The sequence below is a fragment of the Amycolatopsis sp. TNS106 genome, from assembly GCF_019330265.1.
GTDB lineage: Bacteria > Actinomycetota > Actinomycetes > Mycobacteriales > Pseudonocardiaceae > Amycolatopsis > Amycolatopsis lurida.
The window spans coordinates 8,358,181-8,379,692 of the sequence record NZ_CP024972.1; the positions used below are offsets into that span (position 1 = coordinate 8,358,181).

General features: G+C 68.7%; 18 protein-coding genes. 11 read left to right on the top strand and 7 right to left on the bottom strand.

The window, feature by feature from the left end:
* Positions 1–4: 4 nt before the first annotated feature.
* From recG to CVV72_RS38825, 4 genes are all read left to right on the top strand, one after another.
* A complete protein-coding gene (gene recG / locus CVV72_RS38810) occupies positions 5–2,158 on the top strand; it encodes an ATP-dependent DNA helicase RecG (RefSeq protein WP_219149518.1) in 2,154 nt (717 codons plus the stop codon).
* Positions 2,159–2,241: 83 nt separating this feature from the next.
* Complete coding sequence (locus tag CVV72_RS38815; protein ID WP_219149520.1) at positions 2,242–2,622, top strand: hypothetical protein; 381 nt, start codon at positions 2,242–2,244, stop codon at positions 2,620–2,622.
* Positions 2,619–4,679 carry a caspase family protein gene (locus CVV72_RS38820; protein ID WP_219149522.1) on the top strand — a complete coding sequence of 687 codons (2,061 nt, stop codon included), beginning with the start codon at positions 2,619–2,621 and terminating at the stop codon, positions 4,677–4,679. The genes CVV72_RS38815 and CVV72_RS38820 overlap by 4 nt, the downstream gene beginning before the upstream one ends.
* Before the next feature lie 2 nt (positions 4,680–4,681).
* Complete coding sequence (locus tag CVV72_RS38825) at positions 4,682–5,185, top strand: GNAT family N-acetyltransferase (RefSeq protein WP_219149524.1); 504 nt, start codon at positions 4,682–4,684, stop codon at positions 5,183–5,185.
* Here CVV72_RS38825 and CVV72_RS38830 read toward each other — a convergent pair.
* A complete protein-coding gene (locus CVV72_RS38830; protein WP_219149526.1) occupies positions 5,175–5,582 on the bottom strand; it encodes a hypothetical protein in 408 nt (135 codons plus the stop codon). The genes CVV72_RS38825 and CVV72_RS38830 overlap by 11 nt on opposite strands.
* A 384-nt stretch (positions 5,583–5,966) precedes the next feature.
* Between CVV72_RS38830 and CVV72_RS38835 the strand changes: the two genes are divergently transcribed.
* Positions 5,967–7,205 carry an HNH endonuclease signature motif containing protein gene (locus CVV72_RS38835; protein ID WP_219149528.1) on the top strand — a complete coding sequence of 413 codons (1,239 nt, stop codon included), beginning with the start codon at positions 5,967–5,969 and terminating at the stop codon, positions 7,203–7,205.
* Between the two features lie 368 nt (positions 7,206–7,573).
* On the opposite strand, the gene CVV72_RS38840 is transcribed toward CVV72_RS38835, so the two are convergent.
* Complete coding sequence (locus tag CVV72_RS38840; protein WP_219149530.1) at positions 7,574–8,182, bottom strand: TetR/AcrR family transcriptional regulator; 609 nt, start codon at positions 8,180–8,182, stop codon at positions 7,574–7,576.
* 31 nt (positions 8,183–8,213) lie between these two features.
* Between CVV72_RS38840 and CVV72_RS38845 the strand changes: the two genes are divergently transcribed.
* From CVV72_RS38845 to CVV72_RS38865, 5 genes are all read left to right on the top strand, one after another.
* On the top strand, positions 8,214–9,374 hold the full coding sequence (locus tag CVV72_RS38845) for an erythromycin esterase family protein (RefSeq protein WP_219149532.1): 1,161 nt from the start codon (positions 8,214–8,216) through the stop codon (positions 9,372–9,374).
* A 69-nt stretch (positions 9,375–9,443) separates the two neighbouring features.
* Positions 9,444–10,343, top strand: coding sequence for a S8 family peptidase (locus CVV72_RS38850; protein WP_219154400.1), 900 nt, complete (start codon positions 9,444–9,446; stop codon positions 10,341–10,343).
* 88 nt (positions 10,344–10,431) lie between these two features.
* A complete protein-coding gene (locus CVV72_RS38855) occupies positions 10,432–13,809 on the top strand; it encodes a pyruvate carboxylase (RefSeq protein WP_219149534.1) in 3,378 nt (1,125 codons plus the stop codon).
* A gap of 84 nt (positions 13,810–13,893) precedes the next feature.
* The gene (locus CVV72_RS38860; protein WP_219149536.1) at positions 13,894–14,688 is read left to right on the top strand and encodes an arginase family protein; all 795 of its coding nucleotides are present in this window, start codon (positions 13,894–13,896) and stop codon (positions 14,686–14,688) included.
* 220 nt (positions 14,689–14,908) lie between these two features.
* Positions 14,909–16,180 carry a CdaR family transcriptional regulator gene (locus CVV72_RS38865; protein WP_219149538.1) on the top strand — a complete coding sequence of 424 codons (1,272 nt, stop codon included), beginning with the start codon at positions 14,909–14,911 and terminating at the stop codon, positions 16,178–16,180.
* A gap of 23 nt (positions 16,181–16,203) precedes the next feature.
* On the opposite strand, the gene CVV72_RS38870 is transcribed toward CVV72_RS38865, so the two are convergent.
* The 4 genes from CVV72_RS38870 to CVV72_RS38885 form a co-directional block, all read right to left on the bottom strand.
* Positions 16,204–16,716 carry a hypothetical protein gene (locus CVV72_RS38870; protein WP_219149540.1) on the bottom strand — a complete coding sequence of 171 codons (513 nt, stop codon included), beginning with the start codon at positions 16,714–16,716 and terminating at the stop codon, positions 16,204–16,206.
* Positions 16,717–16,784: 68 nt separating this feature from the next.
* On the bottom strand, positions 16,785–18,161 hold the full coding sequence (locus CVV72_RS38875; protein ID WP_219149541.1) for a DUF6801 domain-containing protein: 1,377 nt from the start codon (positions 18,159–18,161) through the stop codon (positions 16,785–16,787).
* A gap of 31 nt (positions 18,162–18,192) precedes the next feature.
* Positions 18,193–18,813, bottom strand: coding sequence for a DUF6801 domain-containing protein (locus tag CVV72_RS38880; protein WP_219149543.1), 621 nt, complete (start codon positions 18,811–18,813; stop codon positions 18,193–18,195).
* A 70-nt stretch (positions 18,814–18,883) separates the two neighbouring features.
* Complete coding sequence (locus tag CVV72_RS38885; protein ID WP_255632400.1) at positions 18,884–19,489, bottom strand: DUF6801 domain-containing protein; 606 nt, start codon at positions 19,487–19,489, stop codon at positions 18,884–18,886.
* Between the two features lie 366 nt (positions 19,490–19,855).
* Between CVV72_RS38885 and CVV72_RS38890 the strand changes: the two genes are divergently transcribed.
* Positions 19,856–20,770 (top strand): hypothetical protein, encoded by a 915-nt coding sequence (locus CVV72_RS38890; RefSeq protein ID WP_219154401.1) that lies wholly within the window; start codon positions 19,856–19,858, stop codon positions 20,768–20,770.
* Between the two features lie 53 nt (positions 20,771–20,823).
* On the opposite strand, the gene CVV72_RS38895 is transcribed toward CVV72_RS38890, so the two are convergent.
* A complete protein-coding gene (locus CVV72_RS38895; RefSeq protein WP_126733562.1) occupies positions 20,824–21,483 on the bottom strand; it encodes a hypothetical protein in 660 nt (219 codons plus the stop codon).
* Positions 21,484–21,512 lie beyond the last annotated feature (29 nt).

The following is a 21,512-nucleotide window of genomic DNA, read 5'->3' on the forward strand; positions in this document are numbered from 1 at the left end:
CCGCATGACCAACCTGCGCGCGGACCTCAAGCTGGTCGTCGGCGCGGCGACGGCGAAGGCACTCGCCAAGGGCCTCAAGATCGAGACGGTCAGCGACCTCCTGCGACACTACCCGCGCCGGTACGCCGAGCGCGGCCAGCTCACCGATATCGCCGGGCTCGAACTCGGCGAGCACGCCACCGTGATGGCGCGTATCGAGCGCGTCAACAAGCGCCGGATGAAGGCGCGCAGCGGCACCCTGCTCGAAATGGTGATCACCGACGGCAAACGCCGCCTGCAGTGCACCTTCTTCAACCAGGCCTGGCGCGAAAAGGAACTCGTGCCCGGCAAGAACGGGCTCTTCGCGGGCAAGGTCACCGCCTTCCGCGACGTCCTGCAACTGGCGAACCCCGAGTACGAACTGTTCGACGCCGAGCGCCAGGCCGAGGCGATGGACGACTTCCTCGCCGAGATCATCCCGGTGTACCCGGCGGCGCAGGGAATCCCGACCTGGGTGATCGCCAAGGCCGTCCGGCAGGTGCTGGACGTGCTGGAGGTCGACGAGGACCCGATGCCGATCGAGCTGCTGGCCCGGTACGGCCTGCCCGACCTGGAAAGCGCGCTGCGCGGGATCCACCGGCCGTCGAGCTGGCAGGCGCTGAACTCCGCGCGGGACAGGCTCAAATGGGACGAAGCCATGGCCGTGCAGCTGATTTTCGCGCAGCGCAGGCATTCTTTGGTCTCGCGGCCCGCGAAAGCCTGTCCGCACACCGAGGGCGGCATCCTCGACGCCTTCGACAAACGGCTCCCGTTCGCGCTGACCGCGGGCCAGCAGGAGATCGGCGAGGAGATCGCCGGGGATCTGTCCACCGAGCATCCGATGAACCGGTTGCTGCAGGGCGAGGTCGGTTCCGGCAAGACCGTGGTCGCGCTGCGGGCCATGCTCCAGGTCGTCGATTCCGGGCGGCAGGCGGCGATGCTCGCGCCGACGGAGGTCCTCGCCGCGCAGCACGCCCGGTCGCTGCGCGAGATGCTCGGCGACCTCGGGCAGGCCGGCGAGCTCGGCGGCGCGGAGAACGCGACGCGCGTGACCCTGCTGACCGGTTCGATGGGCGCCAAGGAACGCAAGAAGGCGTTGCTGGAGACGGTCAGCGGCGAGGCCGGGATCGTCGTCGGCACGCACGCGCTCATCCAGGACACGGTGTCGTTCGCGGATCTCGGCCTGGTCGTGGTCGACGAGCAGCACCGCTTCGGGGTGGAGCAGCGGGACGCGCTGCGTTCCCGCGGCTCCGACGAGACCAGCCCGCACGTGCTCGTCATGACGGCGACGCCCATCCCGCGCACGGTCGCGATGACCGTCTACGGCGACCTGGAGATCTCCGCGCTGCGCGAGATGCCGGTCGGCCGGTCGCCGATCAAGACGTCGGTGGTGCCGGTCGCGGAGCGCCCCGCCTGGCTGGACAGGGCGTGGCAACGGGTCCGCGAGGAATGCGGCAAGGGTCACCAGGCGTACATCGTCTGTCCGCGCATCGGCGACGAACCGGCGTCGGACAAGGGCGACAAGCGGCCCGCGCTCGCGGTCCTCGACGTGGCGCCCGAGCTGGCCGAGGGACCGTTGAAGGGGCTGAAGATCGGGGTCCTGCACGGCCGCATGGCCCCCGACGACAAGGACGCCGTGATGCAGGCGTTCTCCAGGGGCGATCTGGACGTGCTCGTCGCCACCACCGTGATCGAGGTCGGCGTGAACGTGCCGAACGCGACCGCGATGGTGATCATGGACGCCGACCGGTTCGGCATCAGCCAGCTGCACCAGCTGCGCGGCCGGGTCGGGCGGGGCAGTGTGCCGGGGCTTTGCCTGCTGGTCACCGAAACCCTGGACGGGACGACCACCCGCGAGCGGCTGGCCGCCGTCGAGTCCACGACGGACGGTTTCGAACTGTCCAGAATGGACCTGGAGCTGCGCCGCGAGGGCGACATCCTCGGTGCCGCGCAGTCGGGGAAGAAGTCCACCTTGAAACTGCTGTCGCTGCTGCGCGACGAGGACGTCATCGCCGAGGCGAGGGCCCGCGCGTTGGAAATCGTCGAAAAGGACCCTGCCTTGGGTAATTACTTGGGGCTGGCGCACATGATCGCCGACGTCGTCGACGAAGATCGCGTGGAGTACCTGGAAAAAAGCTGACGTGAACATCTCTGCCCGTTCGGACCTTGCCGCCGCGCGGGCCGCGGGGTTTCCTCGTTTCGTACGGGCGAGGGAGGCCGGGGATGACGTCAGCGGTTCGTGTCCAGCTCGGTGAGGACGGGGCCGACGCCGAGCGCGTCGACCAGCTCACCGGGTACCTCCGAAGCGAACTGATCGATCGCGGGGTCGCCGAGGTCAAGGCGCTGCCCGCCGGTCCGGCGCCACCCGGTTCACGAGCCTTCGATGTCGCGACGGTGGGCGGACTGCTGGTCACGCTCGGCCAGTCCGCGGAGGGACTGCGCTCTGTCGTCGCGGCCGTGCGGGAGTGGCTTTCGCGCGGCGGACGGGTGAAGCGCACGGTGCGGCTGGAGATCGACGGCGACGTGCTGGAGCTGTCCGAAGCCACGCTCACCGATCAGGACAAGCTCGTCGACCTCTTCGTGAGCAGGCATTCGTCGTCATGACCGGCGAGCGGCGTGCCTTGATCATCGCCAACGGGGAGTACGACAACCCCGGGTTGAGCGCGCTGAGATCCCCGGCGGCCGACGCGGAGGCGCTCGCCGAGGTCCTCGCCGATCGCACCATCAGCGAATTCGACGTCCAGGTGGTGCGCGACGAGACCGCGCACGTGATCGCGGGCCGGGTCGAGGACCTGTTCGCCGACAGCGCGCCGGACGACGTCCTGCTGGTCCATTTCTCTTGCCACGGACTGAAAAGCGAGTCGGGCGAGCTGTTCTTCGCCGCCCGCAACACCCGGCCGGAGCGGCTCGCGTCGACCGCCGTCCCCGCCGATTTCGTCCAGCGCTGTATGCGGATGAGCCGGTCGCGGAGCATCGTCCTCCTGCTGGATTGCTGCTACGGCGGCGCGTTCAGCCAAGGGGTCGCCGTACGTGCCACCGGTGAGGCCAACGTGCTCGACGCGTTCCCGGCCGGCGGTTTCGGCGGCCGCGGCCGTGCGGTGATCACCGCGTCGAACTCCATCGAGTACGCCTTCGAAGGCGATCACCTCGCCGACGATCACGTCCGCCCGTCGGTGTTCACGTCGGCACTGGTCGACGGGCTCCGTACCGGCGACGCGGACCGCGACGAGGACGGCTGGGTCGCGCTCGGCGAACTGTACGACTACCTGTTCGACAGCGTCCGTGAGCGGAACCCGAACCAGACGCCCAGCCGCGACATCGAGATGCAGGGCGAGCTGTACCTGGCCAGGAGCAGGCGCCGCCGGATCAAACCGTCGCCGGTCCCGGCCGATCTGCGCGCGGCGAGCGAGGACCAGAACATGTTCACCCGCCTCGGCGCGGTGACGGAACTCCAGCGGCGGCTGACGAGCGAGAACCTCTCCGTCGCCATCGGCGCGCACGAGGTGCTCACCACGATGGCGCAGACCGACATCCGGCACGTCGCCGAGGCCGCCGACCTGGCGCGGCGGGACGCGCGGGTACGGGCCGGGTCCGAGGTGGTCCGGTTCGGTGAGGTCGTCCGGGGAACGCGGCCGGTGGCGCGCATCCGGCTGGAGGGTCCGCCGATCGCGCGGGCATGCCGGTTCGCGTCTTCGCATTCCTGGCTGCGGGTGACCGAAGACGGCGACGGGGCCGAGATCGTTCTGGACCAGGCGGAGCTCGGGGCGTTCGAGGCGCGGGTCACCGTGACCGGGCCGACCGGCGAGGTGGTGGTGCGAGTCGAAGGACAGGTCGTCCGAGAACCCGAACCGGTGCCGGAACCGCGGCCGGTGCACACGCCCGCGCCGACCCCGGAACCCTCCAGGAACCCTGATCCACCTGTACTTCCGAAGCCCGAACCGGCGCGGCCGAAGCCCGACCCGTTCGCGGTCGCCGCCGGACTGCTCGCCTTCACGGCGGCGGTGTACCTGGTGGTCATCGCGTTCGCGCTCAGCAGCAGCGTGGAGGACTTCTTCGAGGACGGCGGCTGGGCCGTCCTGCCGCTTGTCCTCTTCGCGATCGGGGCGGGAATCGCGATGTTCCCGCCGAAGACGCGCCGAATGGTGGGCCCGGGAACGCTGTGCGGACTGACGCTGCTCTCGGCGATCCCGTCCGGCCCGGTCCTTCTCGTCCTCGCCGACGGCTGCCTGATCGCCGCGGCCGTCTGCGCGCTGGTGTCGGTGCGGCGTGACCGGAGTTTCCGGCTCGGGCTGGGGAAACCGCGGGACGCCCTGGCCGGTGCGGCCATCGTGTCGGCGCTCCTCGGCGCGCTCGGCCTCGTCATGGAGGCCGTCGAGATCACGGGCTACTCGTCGAGCCGGGCCGACGAGGGGGCGATCTATGTCGTGGTCGCGATCATGCTCCTCGTCGGCACGATGTTCGGCGTGCTTCTGCGGCCGGCGGCGTTCGGGATCGCGTTTCTCGGCGGCGTGGCGGGAGGCGGCATCGTGATGGTGTGCATGCTTTTCTACGCGATGCCGAGCAGTTCGAGTGTGACCGGCGCCGGCTGGGGGATCGCGCTGTCGATGGTGCTCGTGCTCGCCGTCGTGGCCGGTTTCGCCGCCCGCAGGGGGAACGGCTGACGATGGCCACGATCCGACCCGCGACCGTCGAGGACGCCTGGCCGATCGCCGAAGTGAACGTGCGGTCGTGGCAGGCGGCGTACCAGGGCCTGCTGCCCGAGCTCTACCTGCGCGATCTTTCCGTCGAGGGCCGGGCCGCCCGCTGGCAGCGGACCCTCGCCGATCCCGCCAACCGGGGCGACATCCTGGTCCTGGTCGAAGACGGGTCGCTCCTGGGCTTCACCGCCGTCGACCGGATCCGCGGCGAACTGCGCGCGATCTACCTCGACCCGGAGCGCTGGGGCACGGGATTGGGCAGGCAGTTGCTCGACACCGCCGTCACCGCGCTGCGGGATTCGGGACACCGCCAGGCGACGCTCTGGGTGCTCGACACCAACAAGCGCGCCCGGCGTTTCTACGCGGCCGGGGGATGGGCGCCGGACGGGGCGACCAAGACCGACACCATGCCCGGCGAGGACGTCCCGCTTTCCGAAGTGCGCTACCGGATCGACCTCGTCAGCGCCTGAACCAGGCGCTTTCCTCGGGTTTGGTGAGGACGACGATGACGCCGACGGCGATGCCCATCCCGATCAGCTGGGTGATCGCCCCGCCGTTGACCAGGCTGATCAGCCCCATGACCACGACCAGCCCTTCCACCCCGATGACCGTCGGCCGCACCCACGGCGAACCGCGGGAAATCCTTATCGCGCAAGCGATCAACGCGACCGCGACCACGAAGCCGAGGAGTCCCAGCGCCAAGACGAGCCCCGCCTCCTCGTTGCCGTGGTCGAGCTCGTCGATCGCGAGCATGGTCACGAGCGCGCTCGCGAGAACGTTGAGGACCGCTTGCACCCAAAGGAAACCGCGGACGATCTTGAGCCTGCCCGGCATCTCCACCGGCCGGTTCCGGACTTCCTCGGTCATTACGGTCCCCTCTCTTGGTGCGGAGAGACCAGTCTGGGGCCTGAAGGCGTTGGCGTTGACGGTAAAACTGTCCTCATCCCCGCGGTGGCCGCCGGTGTCTGGAGTTCCGGGGCGCAGTGGCCCGTTCGGGCTCGATCACCCGGCTGGCCTGTCCCTTGAGTCTGTTCGATGGGCTTCGTGATCCAGGTGGCCTCGTACCGGGGGCACCCGGGCCGTCAGGGCTATCTGGGCGCGAAGCCCGCGAAGGTGAGTTGCCGGATAGCGCCTAGTTGTTTGGCGTAGTCGCCGTTTCCCGCTCAAATCACCCGCCAGTGGTAAATGCGCCAATTAGCAGTTACCTAAAATTACGAACACCTGTTCGATGGATTGCGGTATTATTGAGGTGTGTCCGAGACCTTTCTCCCCGAGTTGCCGCAAGAACTGTGGCGTGCTGGCAAGCTGGAGCTTGCCCATGGCGTGCAGCAGTCTCTGCGGGTGATTCGCATGGCCACCGCCGGTTTGGGGCGGTATTTGGCGGAGATCGAGTCTCGGGGCATCAAAGACTTGTACGGCTATGGCCGCACCGCGAACTGGTTCGCCGATATCGCCGGACTGTCGGTCGGTGAAGCGGGTGCCGTGGTGAAGCGGGCCATCGCGCTGAACCCGACCCGCGCCTTGGACGGCACCGAGGTTCCGGCCGCGCTGCCCGCCACCGCCGCCGTCGCTGCCGAGGGTCTGGTCGGGGATGAACGGATCGATCAGATCCTGGAGATCTTGAAGAAACTTCCGGCCGAGGATTGGGCGAACGCGGAGAAGATTCTCGCCGGCCTTGCCCCGAGCGCGGGTCCGCGGCAGCTGGCCAAGGCCGAGGCGAACCTGCTGGGCTTGCTGGACCCTGACGGCAAGGAGCCCAAGGATCCGGAACCGAAGGAGCCGCGCCGGGAGATCACGCTGGAGCGCCGCAAAGACGGGTTCTGGAAGCTGACCGGTCTCCTGGATGACGAGACCGGTGCCCGTACCGCCGCCGCCCTGGAGGCCTACGCCCAGCCCCGCCCCGTCGACGAGTTCGGGCAAGCGGATCTGCGGATGAAGTGCGAACGGATGGGTGATGCGTGGGTCGATATTCTCGATCTGGCGATCGCGTGCCCCGACCAGCCCGGCACCAGCGGCTACCGCACCCTCGTCCATGTCACCATCGGGCTTGACGAGTTGAAGTCGGGTCTCGGCACCGCGTGCCTGGATTTCGTCGGCACGATGACCGCAAGGGAAGCTCGGCTGGCCGCCTGCGACTGCCTGATGCTGCCCGTCGTGATGAGCGCCGCCGGAGAACCCCTCGACGTGGGACGACTGCGACGGTTCGTGACACCGGGCCAGCGGCGGGCGTTGAACATCCGCGACGGAGGCTGCGCCTTCCCCGGCTGCCATCGGAAACCCAAGAACTGCCACGCCCACCACATCGTGCACTGGGCAGACGGCGGACCGACGGATCTCCGGAATCTCGTGCTGCTGTGCGGGTTCCATCATCGGTTGATTCATCACGGTGACTGGGAAGTCCGCATGGCCGCCGACGGACTACCGGAATTCATCCCGCCGCAATACCGGGATCCGCTCCGACATCCCCGCCGCAACACCCTCCACCGCTGAGCCCCGAGGAGCTCGCAGCCATACCGGCGACGGGCCCCTCGCCATGCCCAATGGTCCGTGAAGGCCTCCTTCCCTACCCTGAGAGTAGGGAAGGAGGCCTTCATCACCTGCCCGCTCCTTTGTGGCAACGTGACGATCCCGCAGCGGATGGACCGTGATTGAAGTGCATAAAGGCCCTTTCCTGCGTTAGGCGCAAGGAAAGGCCTTAGCTCGCTCCCTTTCAACTGGCGGCGCCCCTGAGGGATCCCACTGTGAGGGGAACTTTGAGGGACCCAGGGTCCCTCAAGGGGGCCTTCACGGACCGGCGACCGGGATCACGCCCGAATCGCCCGCATCGAGGAGGGCTGGGTGCGTAGCCAAGGCGGAACCTAATCCTGTGACCGCACGAAAGCACCTTCACGCGCCGCGACGGCCACCGCCCGCGCCGTGACCCGCGCCTCCGCCACCGTGACGCTTTCCCGTGACAGGAACAACCGGTAGAAGATCGGCCCGCACGCCGCCCGCACCAGCTCGTCGCCGTCCGTGCCGGAGGGGATCTCGCCCCGCGCGGCGGCCCGCTCCGCGATCGGCGCCATGCGTACGTGCCGGTCGGCGTAGAAGTCGTGCAGGGCCTCGGCCGCTTGGGGCGACTGGAACGCAGCCAGCACCGACGCCGTGGGCAGTTCCTTCAGCGAGGGCTCGGTGAAGTACCGCACGACCTCCGCGGCCACTTCGTACAGATCGTCTTCGAGTGAACCGGTGTCGGGCGCCGTCCAGTCGTCCTCCGCGCCCATCTGCAGCGCGGCGGCGACGAGGCCGTCCGGCGACGACCAGCGCCGGTACACCGTGGTCTTGTGCACCCCGGACCGTTCGGCGACCGCGTCCACGGTCAGTTCGCCGAACCCGCGTTCGGCCAGCAGATCGAGGGTGGCGTGCAGGACGGCCTGGCGGGTCCGTTCGGTCCGGCCGCCGGGCCGCTGGGTGCCGGAGGTTGCCAATTGCTACTCCTGTTGCGTTAGTGTGGGCAGTATGTCAGATCCAGCGAAGATCGCCGAACTCATCGGAGACGCGAAGATCGTCGCCATCGGTGAGAACAACCACCACATCCACGAATTCGGCGACCTGCGCAATCGTTTGCTCCGGCATCTCGTCGAGGAGCACGGCTTCCGGGTCGTGGCCTTCGAATCCGGCTTCGCCGAGGGAAAGCTTGTCGAGGACTGGCTGAAGGGCGCCCCGGGCGACGTCGCCGACATCGGCCGAGACGGCCTCACCTTCTCGCTCGGGGAGTCGCCGGAGGCCCACGAAATGCTCACGTGGCTCCGCGAGCGGGGCGACGTCCGCTATTACGGCCTCGACGTGCCGAGTTCCGCGGGTTCGCCGATGCCGTCGCTCGACGCGGTCCGCGCCTATCTGTCCACTGTGGACGGCGCCGCCACGAGCCTGGTCGACGCGGCGATCGAGGCGACCAAGGAGTACGCGTCGGTCAGCAGCGCGGAGGCGCCCGCCAAGTACGCCGCCCTCGACGCGGCCGCGAAGGACAAGGCGACCGCGGCGCTCGCCCGGCTCAAAACGCATCTGACCTCGTTGCGCCCCGTCTACGGGGACACCGCCGTCGCGGAGCACCACGTCGAAGGCGCACTGCGCCTCGACGCGTACCTCGCCGAAGTCGCCGCGATGATGCCCGGCGACGCGCCCGCCCTGCAGAGCGGTTCGCGCGACGCGTACATGGCCGACACGGTCCGGCTGGTCCGGCGGCTGCACGGCGACGACACGAAGATCGTCGTGATGCTCCACAACGGACACCTCCAGCGCGTGCCGTTCTCGCCGTTCCCCGGGCTCACCTCGCCGTCGGCGGGCACGCATCTGGCCGCCGAGTTCGGCGACGACTATTTCGCGCTCGGGCTCACCGCAGTCGAAGGCGAGACCACCGGGCTCAAGCCGGATCCGGCCGCGCGGCTCGGCTTCACCGTGTACCGCCAAGAACTGGAAGCGCCCGCGGACGGCAGCGTCGAGGCGGAAGGCCCCGGGCTGGTCGACCTCCGCGCACGACGGGGAACCACGGGACCCCAGAGCATCCGGCACGCGCATCTGTTCAACCCCGTCGCCGTCGTCGATGCCTTCGATGCGCTGGTCTGCTTCCCGAAGTCGACGGTCAGCGGGCATATCGGCCAAGACCAGTCGAACGGGTGACACTCCGGGGTTGCCGCCCCCGGTGCGGAGGCGTAGAGCCAAGGCATGATCATTCGACTGGTACGGGTCATGGCCGCGCTGGCGCTCCTGGTGCTGGTGGCGCCGCCCGCCTCCGCGACGGAAGTCCAGCAGAACCCGCCGAACTGGGGGCTGGACCGGATCGACCAGCGAACGGGTCTCGACCAGCTCTACCACTACGAGACCGAAGCGAAGGACGTCACGGTCTACGTGATCGACAGCGGGGTCGACGCGGCGCATCCGGACTTCGGCGGCCGGGTGAAGGCCGGTAAGGACTTCCTCAACGGTGGCACGGACACCGCCGACACCAACGGTCACGGCACGTACCTGGCCGGTGTCGCCGCGTCGAGGACCTTCGGGGTCGCGAAGGGGGCACAGATCGTCCCGGTCCGGGTGATCGACGCACAGGGTGGCGGCGCGACGGACAAGATCATCGCGGGTATCGACTGGGTGACGCAGAACGCACAGCAGCCCGCCGTCGCCGTCCTCGGTATCGGCGGCACGGCCAACGACCAGCTCGACGCCGCCGTCCGCGCGCTCGCGGCGGTCGTCCCGGTCGCCCTCCCCGCGGGCGGTGAAGCCACCGACGCGGGCAAGTTCTCGCCCGGCCGGGTCACCGAAGCGCTCACCGTCGGCTCGACCGACGCGAGCGATCAGGTCGGGTCGACGTCGAACCACGGCGAGGTCGTCGACCTGTTCGCTCCCGGCGTCGACGTGCCGGGACCTAACGCCGGGGGCAGTGGCGGCAGGGTGCTCAGCGGCACGTCGTCGGCTGCCGCGCATGTCGCCGGGGTGGCCGCGCTGTACCGGTCCCTGCACCCCGCGGTCTCCGCGCCGGACGTCGCGAAGGCGCTCGTGGACCTCGCCGCGGTCGACGTGCTGACCGGTGTCCACGAGGGCACCGCGAACCGGGTGCTGCAGAGCCCGGGCGCGCAACTCGGCCAGGGATGATGTCCATCACCTGGGCAACAGCTCCCGCCCTGCGGGAGCGAACAGGTAACGTGCCTCACCTACCGATCCGATGATGGGAAGGACCGGCATGTTCCGCAAGGTACTGGTCGCCAACCGGGGTGAGATCGCCATCCGCGCGTTCCGCGCCGGATTCGAGCTCGGCGCGGGCACGGTGGCTGTGTTCCCGCACGAAGACCGCAATTCGCTCCACCGGCTGAAGGCCGACGAGGCCTACGAGATCGGCGAACCCGGTCACCCGGTGCGGGCCTATCTGTCGGTCGAGGAGATCGTCGCGGCCGCCAAGAAGGCGGGCGCGGACGCCGTTTACCCCGGCTACGGCTTCCTCTCCGAGAACCCGGACCTCGCGCGCGCGTGCGAGGACGAAGGCATCACCTTCGTCGGACCGAGCGCGGACATCCTCGAGCTCACCGGCAACAAGGCCCGCGCGGTCAAGGCCGCGCGCGACGCCGGGGTGCCGGTGCTGGGCTCTTCCGAACCGTCCTCCGACGTCGACGCGCTGATCGCCGCCGCCGAGGAGATCGGCTTCCCGGTCTTCGTGAAGGCCGTCGCCGGCGGTGGCGGGCGCGGTATGCGCCGCGTCCAGGACCCCGCGCAGCTGCGCGAGTCCATCGAGGCAGCCGCGCGCGAGGCCGAGTCGGCCTTCGGCGACCCGACGGTGTTCATCGAGAAGGCCGTCGTCGAGCCGCGCCACATCGAGGTCCAGATCCTCGCCGACGGCGAGGGCAACGTGATCCACCTCTACGAGCGCGACTGCTCGGTCCAGCGGCGGCACCAGAAGGTCGTCGAGCTGGCCCCGGCGCCGAACCTGCCGTCCGAACTGCGGGACCGTATCTGCGCCGACGCGGTGAAGTTCGCCCGCCAGATCGGCTACCGCAACGCCGGCACCGTCGAGTTCCTGCTCGACCGGGACGGCAACCACGTCTTCATCGAGATGAACCCGCGGATCCAGGTCGAGCACACGGTGACCGAGGAGGTCACCGACGTCGACCTCGTCCAGTCTCAGCTGCGCATCGCCTCCGGCGAGACACTCGACGACCTGGGGCTGTCGCAGGACAAGGTGTACCTGCGCGGCGCCGCGCTGCAGTGCCGCATCACCACCGAGGATCCCGCCAACGGTTTCCGCCCGGACACCGGGATGATCAGCGCGTACCGCTCGCCCGGCGGTTCCGGTATCCGCCTCGACGGCGGGACGGCGTTCGCCGGCACCGAGATCAGCGCGCATTTCGACTCGCTGCTGGTGAAGCTCAGCTGCCGCGGCCGCGACTTCAAGACCGCCGTCGGCCGCGCCCGCCGCGCCGTCGCCGAGTTCCGGATCCGCGGTGTGGCCACGAACATCCCGTTCCTGCAGGCCGTCCTGGACGACCCGGACTTCCGCGAAGGCCGCGTCACGACGTCGTTCATCGAGGAACGCCCGCATCTGCTCACCGCGCGCCATTCGGCCGACCGCGGGACCAGGCTGCTGACCTACCTCGCCGACAAGACGGTCAACAAACCGCACGGCGAACGTCCGCGCACCCTCGACCCGCAGCTCAAGCTGCCGAAGCTGCCGAAGGATCTCGAACCGGCGCCCGGGTCGAAGCAGAAGCTGACCGAACTCGGTCCGGCCGGGTTCGCCCGCTGGCTGCGGGAGTCGCCGACCATCGGCGTCACCGACACCACCTTCCGTGACGCGCACCAGTCGCTGCTCGCCACCCGCGTGCGGACGAAGGACCTGCTCGCGGTCGCGCCGGTCGTCGCGCGGACCACGCCGCAGCTGCTTTCGCTGGAATGCTGGGGCGGCGCGACCTACGACGTCGCGCTGAGGTTCCTGGCGGAGGACCCGTGGGAGCGGCTGGCGAAGCTGCGGGAAGCGGTGCCGAACATCTGCCTGCAGATGCTGCTGCGCGGCCGCAACACGGTCGGGTACACGCCGTACCCCACCGAGGTGACCAACGCCTTCGTCGAGGAGGCAACGGCGACCGGGATCGACATCTTCCGGATCTTCGACGCCCTCAACGACGTCGAGCAGATGCGCCCGGCGATCGAAGCCGTCCGCGAGACCGGGACCGCCGTCGCCGAGGTCGCGCTCTGCTACACGTCGGATCTGTCGGACCCGTCGGAGAAGCTGTACACGCTGGACTACTACCTCAAGCTGGCGGAGCAGATCGTCGGGGCGGGGGCACACGTCCTGGCCATCAAGGACATGGCGGGCCTGCTCCGGGCGCCGGCGGCGGTGCGGCTGGTTTCCGCTCTGCGCAAGGAATTCGACCTCCCGGTGCACATCCACACGCACGACACCGCGGGTGGGCAGCTGGCGACGTACCTCGCCGCGATCCAGGCCGGGGCGGACGCCGTCGACGGTGCCGTCGCTTCCATGGCGGGCACGACGTCGCAGCCGTCGCTTTCGGCGCTCGTCGCGGCCACCGACCACTCGGACCGGCCGACCGGGCTCGACCTGCAGGCGATCGGTGACCTGGAGCCGTACTGGGAGAGCGTGCGCAAGATCTACGCGCCGTTCGAGGCGGGGCTCTCCTCGCCGACCGGGCGGGTCTACCACCACGAGATCCCGGGCGGTCAGCTGTCGAACCTGCGCACCCAGGCGATTTCGCTCGGCCTCGGGGAGCGGTTCGAGGACATCGAGGCCATGTACGCGGCCGCGGACAAGATCCTCGGGCACCTGGTCAAGGTCACGCCTTCGTCCAAAGTGGTCGGTGACCTCGCGCTGCACCTCGTCGGCGCGGGCGTCTCGCCGTCCGACTTCGAGGCGGAGCCGAACAAGTTCGACATCCCCGACTCGGTGATCGGCTTCCTGCGCGGCGAACTGGGCGACCCGCCCGGGGGCTGGCCGGAGCCGTTCCGCACCAAGGCCCTCGAAGGCCGGGCGCGGCCGAAGCCGGTGCAAGAACTGTCCGAAGAGGACCACAAGGGGCTGGCCGAGAACCGGCGCGCGACGCTGAACCGGCTGCTGTTCCCCGGGCCCACGAAGGACTTCGAGGCGCACCGCGAGCAGTACGGCGACACCTCCGTCCTGCCGTCCAAGGACTTCTTCTACGGCCTGCGGCCGGGCGAGGAGTATTCGGTCGATCTGGAACAGGGTGTCCGGCTGCTGATCGAGCTGGAGGCCATCGGTGAGGCCGACGAGCGCGGGCTGCGCACGGTGATGTCCACGCTCAACGGCCAGCTGCGCCCGATCCAGGTCCGCGACACCTCGATCGCGTCGGACATCCCGGCGACGGAGAAGGCCGCCAAGGGCGACCCGAAGCAGATCGCCGCGCCGTTCGCGGGCGTGGTCACGCTGCAGGTGTCCGAGGGCGACGAGGTGGAGGCCGGCGCGACGGTCGCGACCATCGAGGCGATGAAGATGGAGGCGTCGATCACCGCGGCGACCGGCGGCAAGGTGGCGCGGCGCGCGATCAACGCCGTCCAGCAGGTGGAAGGCGGGGACCTGCTGCTCGTCCTGGAGTGATTCGCGCGTGAAGGCCCCCTTCACTCGGCTCAGCCGCGTGAAGGGGGCCTTCACGCGCTTGCGGCCGTCGCTAACGTGGACCGGGTGCTGATCAACGCCGTACCCCAGTTCCAGGGCGCTCTGACCGAGCGCGCGCCGGAGTTGCCCGAAGGCTGCGTCGCGCTCGCCGAGCTGGCGGGCCACGTGCTGGGCGTACCGGTGCACCACATCCGGCAGACCCGCGAGACGTCGCCTGCGGTCGACGGCGTCGCCAACCGCGCCGTGCTCACCGGCGCGAACCGGGCCGCGCAGCTCGCCGCCCTCGAGGCGCCGGGCGGGCCGGTGCTCACCATCGGCGGGGACTGCGGCGTCGAGCTGATCCCGATCGGGGTCGCGCGCTACCGCTTCGGGCCGGGCCTCGGTGTCGCCTGGTTCGACGCGCATTCCGACCTCAACACCGCGGAGACGTCGCCGTCGGGCGCGTTCCACGGCATGGTGCTGCGGTCGCTGCTCGGCGAGGGCGACCCGGAGTTCGCCGCGAACCCGCCGGTCGAACCCGGACGTGTCGTCCTCGCGGGGACGAGGGCTTTCGACGACGCCGAACGAGCCGTGGTCGACCGCGGGCTCGTCGTGGAGACGGCCGACGTCGCCGCCGGGCTGTCCGGCGCGGACAAGGTCTATGTCCATCTCGACCTCGACGTGCTCGACCCGGCGGAGTTCGACGGGCTGAACTATCCGGAGCCCGGTGGCTTGACGATCGAGAGCCTGGTGGCGATGCTTCGCGGGCTGAGCGCGTTCGAAGTCGTCGGTGCGGGGATCACCGAATGCGCCGGTACGGAGGTCCGCGTGCTGGAGCCGGTGCTCGAAGCACTCGGGGAATTGCTCACCGGAAAGCAGTGACGCTCCGTATTCATCGGCCGTTCGTACGTACCGCGCGAGGCGTTTGCCGGGCACTTGTCATCAAAATTCAGGGATGACCCGTGATTTTGTCACGATGGTGACAAGAAATCGGTTTCTTCTGCGAAAGGTGACACATTCACGGGCGACTTCGCGATGTGTTCGTTGTCACCCCACGACGATCGTGGGATGTCAGGACGCTGGGCGGAGCAAAGGAGCTGCGATGTCGGTGGAGCGCGGAATCGAACACGCTGCGCAGCCTCCTGCGGCACTTCCCCGCAAGCTCGCCGACATTTTGCGACCGGAACTGGGCAGTCTCGCCAACGAGATCGTCGACGAGATCCGGGCGACCATCCCCGCGTACGCGCGCCCGCTCGACGGGCCGTACGGCAAGTCGATCCGCGCGGGCGTCGAGTACGCGATCACGCTGTTCGTCGCCCAGATCGCGGATCCGAGCGTCTCCAAGGAACAGTCGCACGAGGTCCACCACCGGCTCGGGCAGAACGAGATGCGGGAAGGCCGCAGCCTCGACACCCTTCAGTCGGCGTACCGGGTCGGCGCCAGAGTCTCGTGGCGGCGCATCATGCGGGTCGGCCGTCGCAGCGGTCTCTCGTCCGCGGTGATGTCGCAACTGGCCGACGCGATGCTCGCGTTCATGGACGAACTCGCGTCCGTCGCGCTCGACGGGTACCTCGAAGCGAAGGCTCGCACGGCGGGGGCGCTGGACACCTGGCGCCGCAAACTGCTGCACCTCGTGCTGGAAACCCCGCCCGCGCCGTCGAAGGCGATCGCGGAACTCGCGCAGCTCACCGGCTGGACGGTGCCCGAGCGCGCGACGCCGGTGGTGCTGCACCCGATCGGCGAAACCGTCAGACCCCGGCGGCACAACGCCGTGGATTCGGACGTGCTCGCCGAACTCGACTGCGCCGAGCCGCGTGTGCTCGTCCCCGGCGAGCTCTCCGTCGCCCGCCTCGCCACCTTGCAGGCCGCGCTGCCGGACTACCGGCTCTCGATCGGCCCGTGCCGTCCGCTGGACTCCGTCGCCGATTCCCTCCGCTGGGCGCGCGAGGCCCTGCACCTGTCCGAACGTGGCATCATCCAGGCGCGCCGGGTGATCCGCGCCGAAGAGCACCTCGCCACCCTGCTCGTGAACGCCGACGCCGCGCTGACCTGCCAGCTGCGCGACCGCCTGTTCGCCCCGCTCGCGGAGATGACCGGGAAGCAGCGGGAGCGGCTGCTCGAAACCCTGCGCGCCTGGCTGGACAGCCAGGGCAACGTCGTCGACATCGCCGAGCGTCTCCAGGTCCACCCGCAGACCGTGCGGTACCGCATGCGGCAGCTGCAGGCGACGTTCGGCGAGCACCTGCGCGACCCGGGGGCGCGGTTCGAGATGGAACTCGCCCTGCGGGCCGGGGTCGCGCCCGCCGGTTACGCTTTGCCGGAGGTGCTGCCGGCGCCGCGCCAGAGTCCACAGTGGACACCGAGCGGGTCTTAGCGACGGCCTTCAGATCCGAAGTCTCACAGCGTTTTCCATTGCTCGTAGCACTCCTTTTCCGCGGACGGGGGAAGGAGATGGTCGATCCGCCGGAGGTGCCAGAGCAGGCTCAGCCGTCCGACGATCGCGCGGGCTTCAGGTCCCGGCGTTGGGCCCACCAGGAATTCGCGTGCTGTTTCGACCGGCGGCGAGTCGTGCAGGAGCTCGTGGAGTAGTCGCATCGGGTCGAGGAGAGCGATGTCCGTCCTGGGGCCGATGGCGAGGATCAGTGTCGTGGACAGATGGAACCTGTTCGCTGTCGCGGACAGCCGGCTGTAACCGCCGTAGGGCATCAGCCAGGAAAAGAACGTCTCGGCGATCTCGGCGCAGTGCCTCAACCGATCGTCGGTGAGTTCCCGGCAGTGCTTGATGAACCCGCCCCGGAAGTCCTCGTCGATCAACGCCCAGGGCGCCTCCAGAAGATCGATCGGATTCGCCTTCGCCAGCCGCGTGGGATCGACGGCCGCCAACCTGTCGGTCAGGTCCTCGAAGGTCATCCACCTGACCTCCGAGAACGTGGGCATAACCGTCTGGTTTACACCCATGAGAGAGTCCTCGCCGATCCTCATCGGCGCGCCACCGGCGGATCCACGTTGGGGCACTTGCGCTCCAGGTCCCAGGGCAACCCGACCTGGTTGACCCCGACGCAAGCCTGGTTCCCCGGCCCCGACGCCATCCCGGTCAACAGCGAGTCGAGATCTTCCTTCACCCCACAGCCCGAGAACGGGGGCAGGGTGAAGTCCCGGTAGGCGGGATCCGTCCACTTCGGATCGGTGCGCACGACGCCACCGGTGAACATCCCGTACTTCTCCCCGCGGAGATTGATCTTGATCGGCTCGGCGGTGAGGCAGTTGTCGCCGACGTCGAGGCCGACCCCGTTGATGGTGACCCCGCTCAGTTTCCCGTAGACCTTGAGCGGGGTGAGGACGGTCGAGCTGCCCTCCGGTTCCGGGATCGACACGCCGTCGACGTCGATGATGTGATTGCCGGTCGCGTAGTCCTCCGGCAGCAGTTCCATGGTCGCGGTGATCGGGACGAAGCCGAAGCCGAGGAAGGTGACCGTGCTCGGCGGCATCATGACGGAGCCGGTGATCTTGCCGGGCCCTTCGGTGTTCTCCAGGTCGACGTGCCACACCGCGTTGACCATGAACGCGGGCTTCAACCGGGCGAAGGCGCCGAGTTTCGTGATCGTCGACGTGCCCTGCAGTTCGAACGGCTGCAACGCGATGGGGTAGAGAGCGCTGGCGTGGACATCGTCCGCGGATCGCGCGCCGGCTCCTGGCTTCTTCGGTTCACCGGGCTTGCCTGGACCCGGTTCGGGCTTCCCGAGAGGCAGGAGCGTGACACTGCCGAGCAGCGTTTTCTGGTCCGGTGCCTGGCCGCAGGTGATCGGCTTGAGCGGCGTCTCGGCGGTGGTCAGCGCGAGCGACGGCGCGCCCGTGCTCAGCCGCAGCTCGGACGGCACGTTCAGCACGATGTCGGGGACGGTGCCCGTCGCGACCAGCTTCAGTTCGCCGGTGGCCGGCACCTTCGTCACCGGGATCGTCAGTGATACCGGGACCGGGGTCTTCTTGTCCTCGTTCGCGGCCGTGAGTTCGACCGTCGCGCCACCCGCGACCTCGGCGACGGCGCCGAGTGCGCCTTCGCCGATCGTGAAGGTCAGCGAGAAGTCCTTGACCTGTACAGGCTTTCCGGTCTGGACGACCTTCGGCAGTGTCGCCTGGACGTCCATCGTGACCGGTCGCTCCCCGGCCGGATCCGGGAAGACGCAGGTGTGCGCGAGACTCTGGTGCGCGGATGTGGCGCCTTGCAGCGGTGCCAGCGGCGGGGTGGCTGGATCGGTCGCGGCCGAAGAGGACAGTGCGCCGCTCACCCCCACGAGCAGGATGACGCCCGCCAGAACGGGAAACCTCCCGAGTGCCCGGCGAACCTGCTGTGTCATGGGTGTTCCTCTCCTGCCTCGCGCTGGTGTGTCACGTGATCGGGATCGCCGGGCTGAACGCGCGGTTCTGCGCCGGGTTGGTGTTCTTCACCGTGCAGTTGAAGATCCAGGGACTCCACGTCCCGTCCTTCTGGCGAAGGGCGCCGTCGATGCGGAACGTGGTCCCGAGTCCGATGGCCGCTTGGCCGGGTGTCCCCGCCCCGAAGGTGGGTACGACGGTGCTCGTGTCCTGTTCGAAAAGGACCGTGCGCGGCCCTTGGACGTACGGGGCGATCTGTTCGGGAATCCTCAGCCGCGTCACCTCCGCCGAAGCCGGAGTGGTGTTCGTCCCGGTCAGCGAGGTGGTGATCGTGCCGCGGATACCGTCCCGGTTGCTGGCGTAGAACGTCACGGCGTTGAGGGTGGCGTTGAAGACGAGGCTGCCGGCGAGTCCAGCCGGGGTGATCGCGCCACCGGCGGGCACCGCGTCGGGGCCGGTGAAGGTCATCCTGACGTCGAGCGGCTGCTGGCCGATCGACGGGAAGCTGCACATGTAGGTGATCGTCCCCGTGGCGAAGGACGTGAAGGCCATGGCCGGTGCGGCGGTGAGCAGCGAGACCACGACGAACACGACGGCCGAGACCGCGCCCGCCCGGCGAACCTGCCGTGCCATGGGGATTCCCTTCGTGTCGTGAGGTGGAGACCGTGCGGGGCGGGCGTCCCCGCCCCGCACGGATGGTTCATCAGGTGACCGGGATCGCCGGGCTGAACGCCCGGTTCTGCGCCGGGTTGGTGTTCTTCACGGTGCAGTTGAAGTTCCACGCCGTCCAGGTGCCGTCCTTCTTGTGGAAGTCCAGCGGCGCGTTGATCGTGGTGCCGAGCGAGGCGGTCGCCGAACCCGCGGTGCCCGCCGTGAAGGTCGGGACGCCGGTGCCCGCGTCCTGGACGATGTTGAACGTCCGGGGTCCCGGCACGTACGGGTTGATCTGCGTCGGAACGTCCAGGTTGGTCACCGTGGCCGAAGCCGGGGAGGCGTTGGTGACCGTGACCGGCATGTTCGCCTTGCCGCGCACGCCGTCGTAGTTGGCGGCGTTGAGCAGCGCGTTGATGGTGGCGTTGATGGTGGCGCTGCCCCCGACGGACGCCGGGGTGAAGGTGCCGCCGGCGGCGACCGAATCCGGTCCGGTGAAGTTCGCCTTCACGTCCAGCTGCTGCTGGCCGATGCCGGGGAAGTTGCACATGTAGGCGACGGTGCCGGTGGCGTAGGTGGTCGCGGCGGCGGCCGTGCCGGCGGTGAGCACGGCGACGGCACCGAGCACGATGCCGGTGGTGGCGACGCCTGCTGACAACTTGCCAAGTCTACGGGACATACCTGTCATCTCCTTTGATCCAGTTTACGTCTCGGGCGGCTTTCCCCATGCGCCTTTCGGCGGATTTTTCTGATCAAATATGCTCGACTCGAGCGGCTTTCTCGGTGGTGGGGTAAACCGAGGTTACCCGCGAGTTATGTACGTAACAAGGATTCATGTCGACATGTTTCGAAGCGGGTGAGGCGCCCGTTCTTTCTTGTCAGCCCGCGCTGAATGCGATTATGAAGTTTGTCCGCGGATGACAAAGAGGCGGCCGATCGGTGCAGCCGGGTTAACATTCGGCGCATGTCTTCCGAGAATCGACGATCGGCATCACGACGGGTAGCGGGCGTCGCGATTACCGTAATAATCGCAACGGTTTCCCTTTCCGGTACGGCGAGCGCCGCGCAGACCGGCGAAGCACGGCCATGGGGGAGCAACGACTACGGGCAGGGGACGATACCGGCCGCGGCGCTCGGCGCCAGTGCGGTCTCCGCGGGCGCGATCACCCATCTCGCGCTCAAGGACGGCGGGGTGATCGCCTGGGGGAACGACAGTTACGGCCAGCTGGCGGTTCCGGCGGCGGCCACTTCAGGGGTTTCGGCGATCGCCGCCGGCTGGGCGCACGAACTCGCGCTGAAGAACGGCGGGGTGATCGCCTGGGGCAACGGTTTCTACGGCCAGAACGTCGTGCCGCCGTCCGCGACATCGGGGGTCACGGCGATCTCCACCAGCGCGTACTTCAATCTGGCGCTCAAAACGAACGGCAGCGTGGTGAGCTGGGGCTCGCGGACCACTGTCCCCGCGACCGTCTCCTCCGGGGTCGCGGCGATCTCGGCCGGTGGGGACCACGGGCTCGCGCTGAAGAACGGCGGCGTGATCGGGTGGGGCAGCAACGGGAAGGGCCAGATCACGGTGCCCGCGGCGGCGACCTCCGGGGTCAGCGCGGTCTCGGCGGGGCTCCGGCACAGCATTGCGCTGAAGAACGGCGGCGTGATCGCCTGGGGCGACAACGGTTACGGCCAGGCCACGGTTCCGCCGGAGGCGCAATCCGGCGTGGTCGCCATCGACGCGGGTTTCAACCACAACGTCGCGCTGAAAGACGACGGGAGCGTCTTCGCCTGGGGCAGCAACGTGAAGTCCGAAAGCCGTGACACCAGCACGGAACCGCCCACGGACTTCTGGAAGTTCTCCGGCGTGTGTGCTCCGGTCTACGCTGTTTCCGCAGGTGACAGCACCGGCGTCGCCCTGGTGGACCCGACGGCACCGTATTTTTGCTGATGGCCTCGTGAGTGGTAAGGACGGTTAGAACCGTCCTTACCACTCACGAGTTTTCAGGACAGGTTCGACTTCATGCTCAGGTTGATGGTGTTGTCCGGTCCCGAGATCAACGCCCCCAGCGCGAGGTCGTTGATGAAGCAGTCCTTGAACTCCGGGATGGTGAACGTTCCCGAAGACGGGATGGTCGGCGCGAACAGGTCGACGTTCTTCGACACCAGGGTCAGGTCGAGCGGTTTGACGGTCTTGCAGGCGTTCGGCACCGTCGGGAGCGGGATGACCGGCCAGAACAGGCCGACGACGATGTTGTCGATCAGCATGTTCGCCTGCGAGTGGGTGGTCAGATCGCCGTTGGCGAGCGTGCCGGTGACCGGGCCGGTCGGCTCGATCCGCACGCGGGCCTTGATCTTGAAGACGCCCGAAACCAGCGAGATGTTCGCCGTCGAGGGCGGCAGGGCCAGATCGCCGCGGATGCCGACGTTGTCACCGTCGATGACGAGGGCGCCGTTGAGCTGGCCGGGGCCGAGAGCGAGGCTGCCGCCGGTCTTCTTCACCGTGGTCGTCCCGGTGACGGTGTAGGACACCGGGATCTCCACCGGGTCGTCCGCCAGCGCCGGGGTCGCGGCGAGGCTGCCGGCCATGGCGAGCGCGGAGGTGAGTGCGACGACCGTGCCTAGACGGCGGCGGGCTGTTTTCGGGCGCGTTCGACCGAACATGGTTTCTCCTCGTTTTCTCTCCTGGTTTA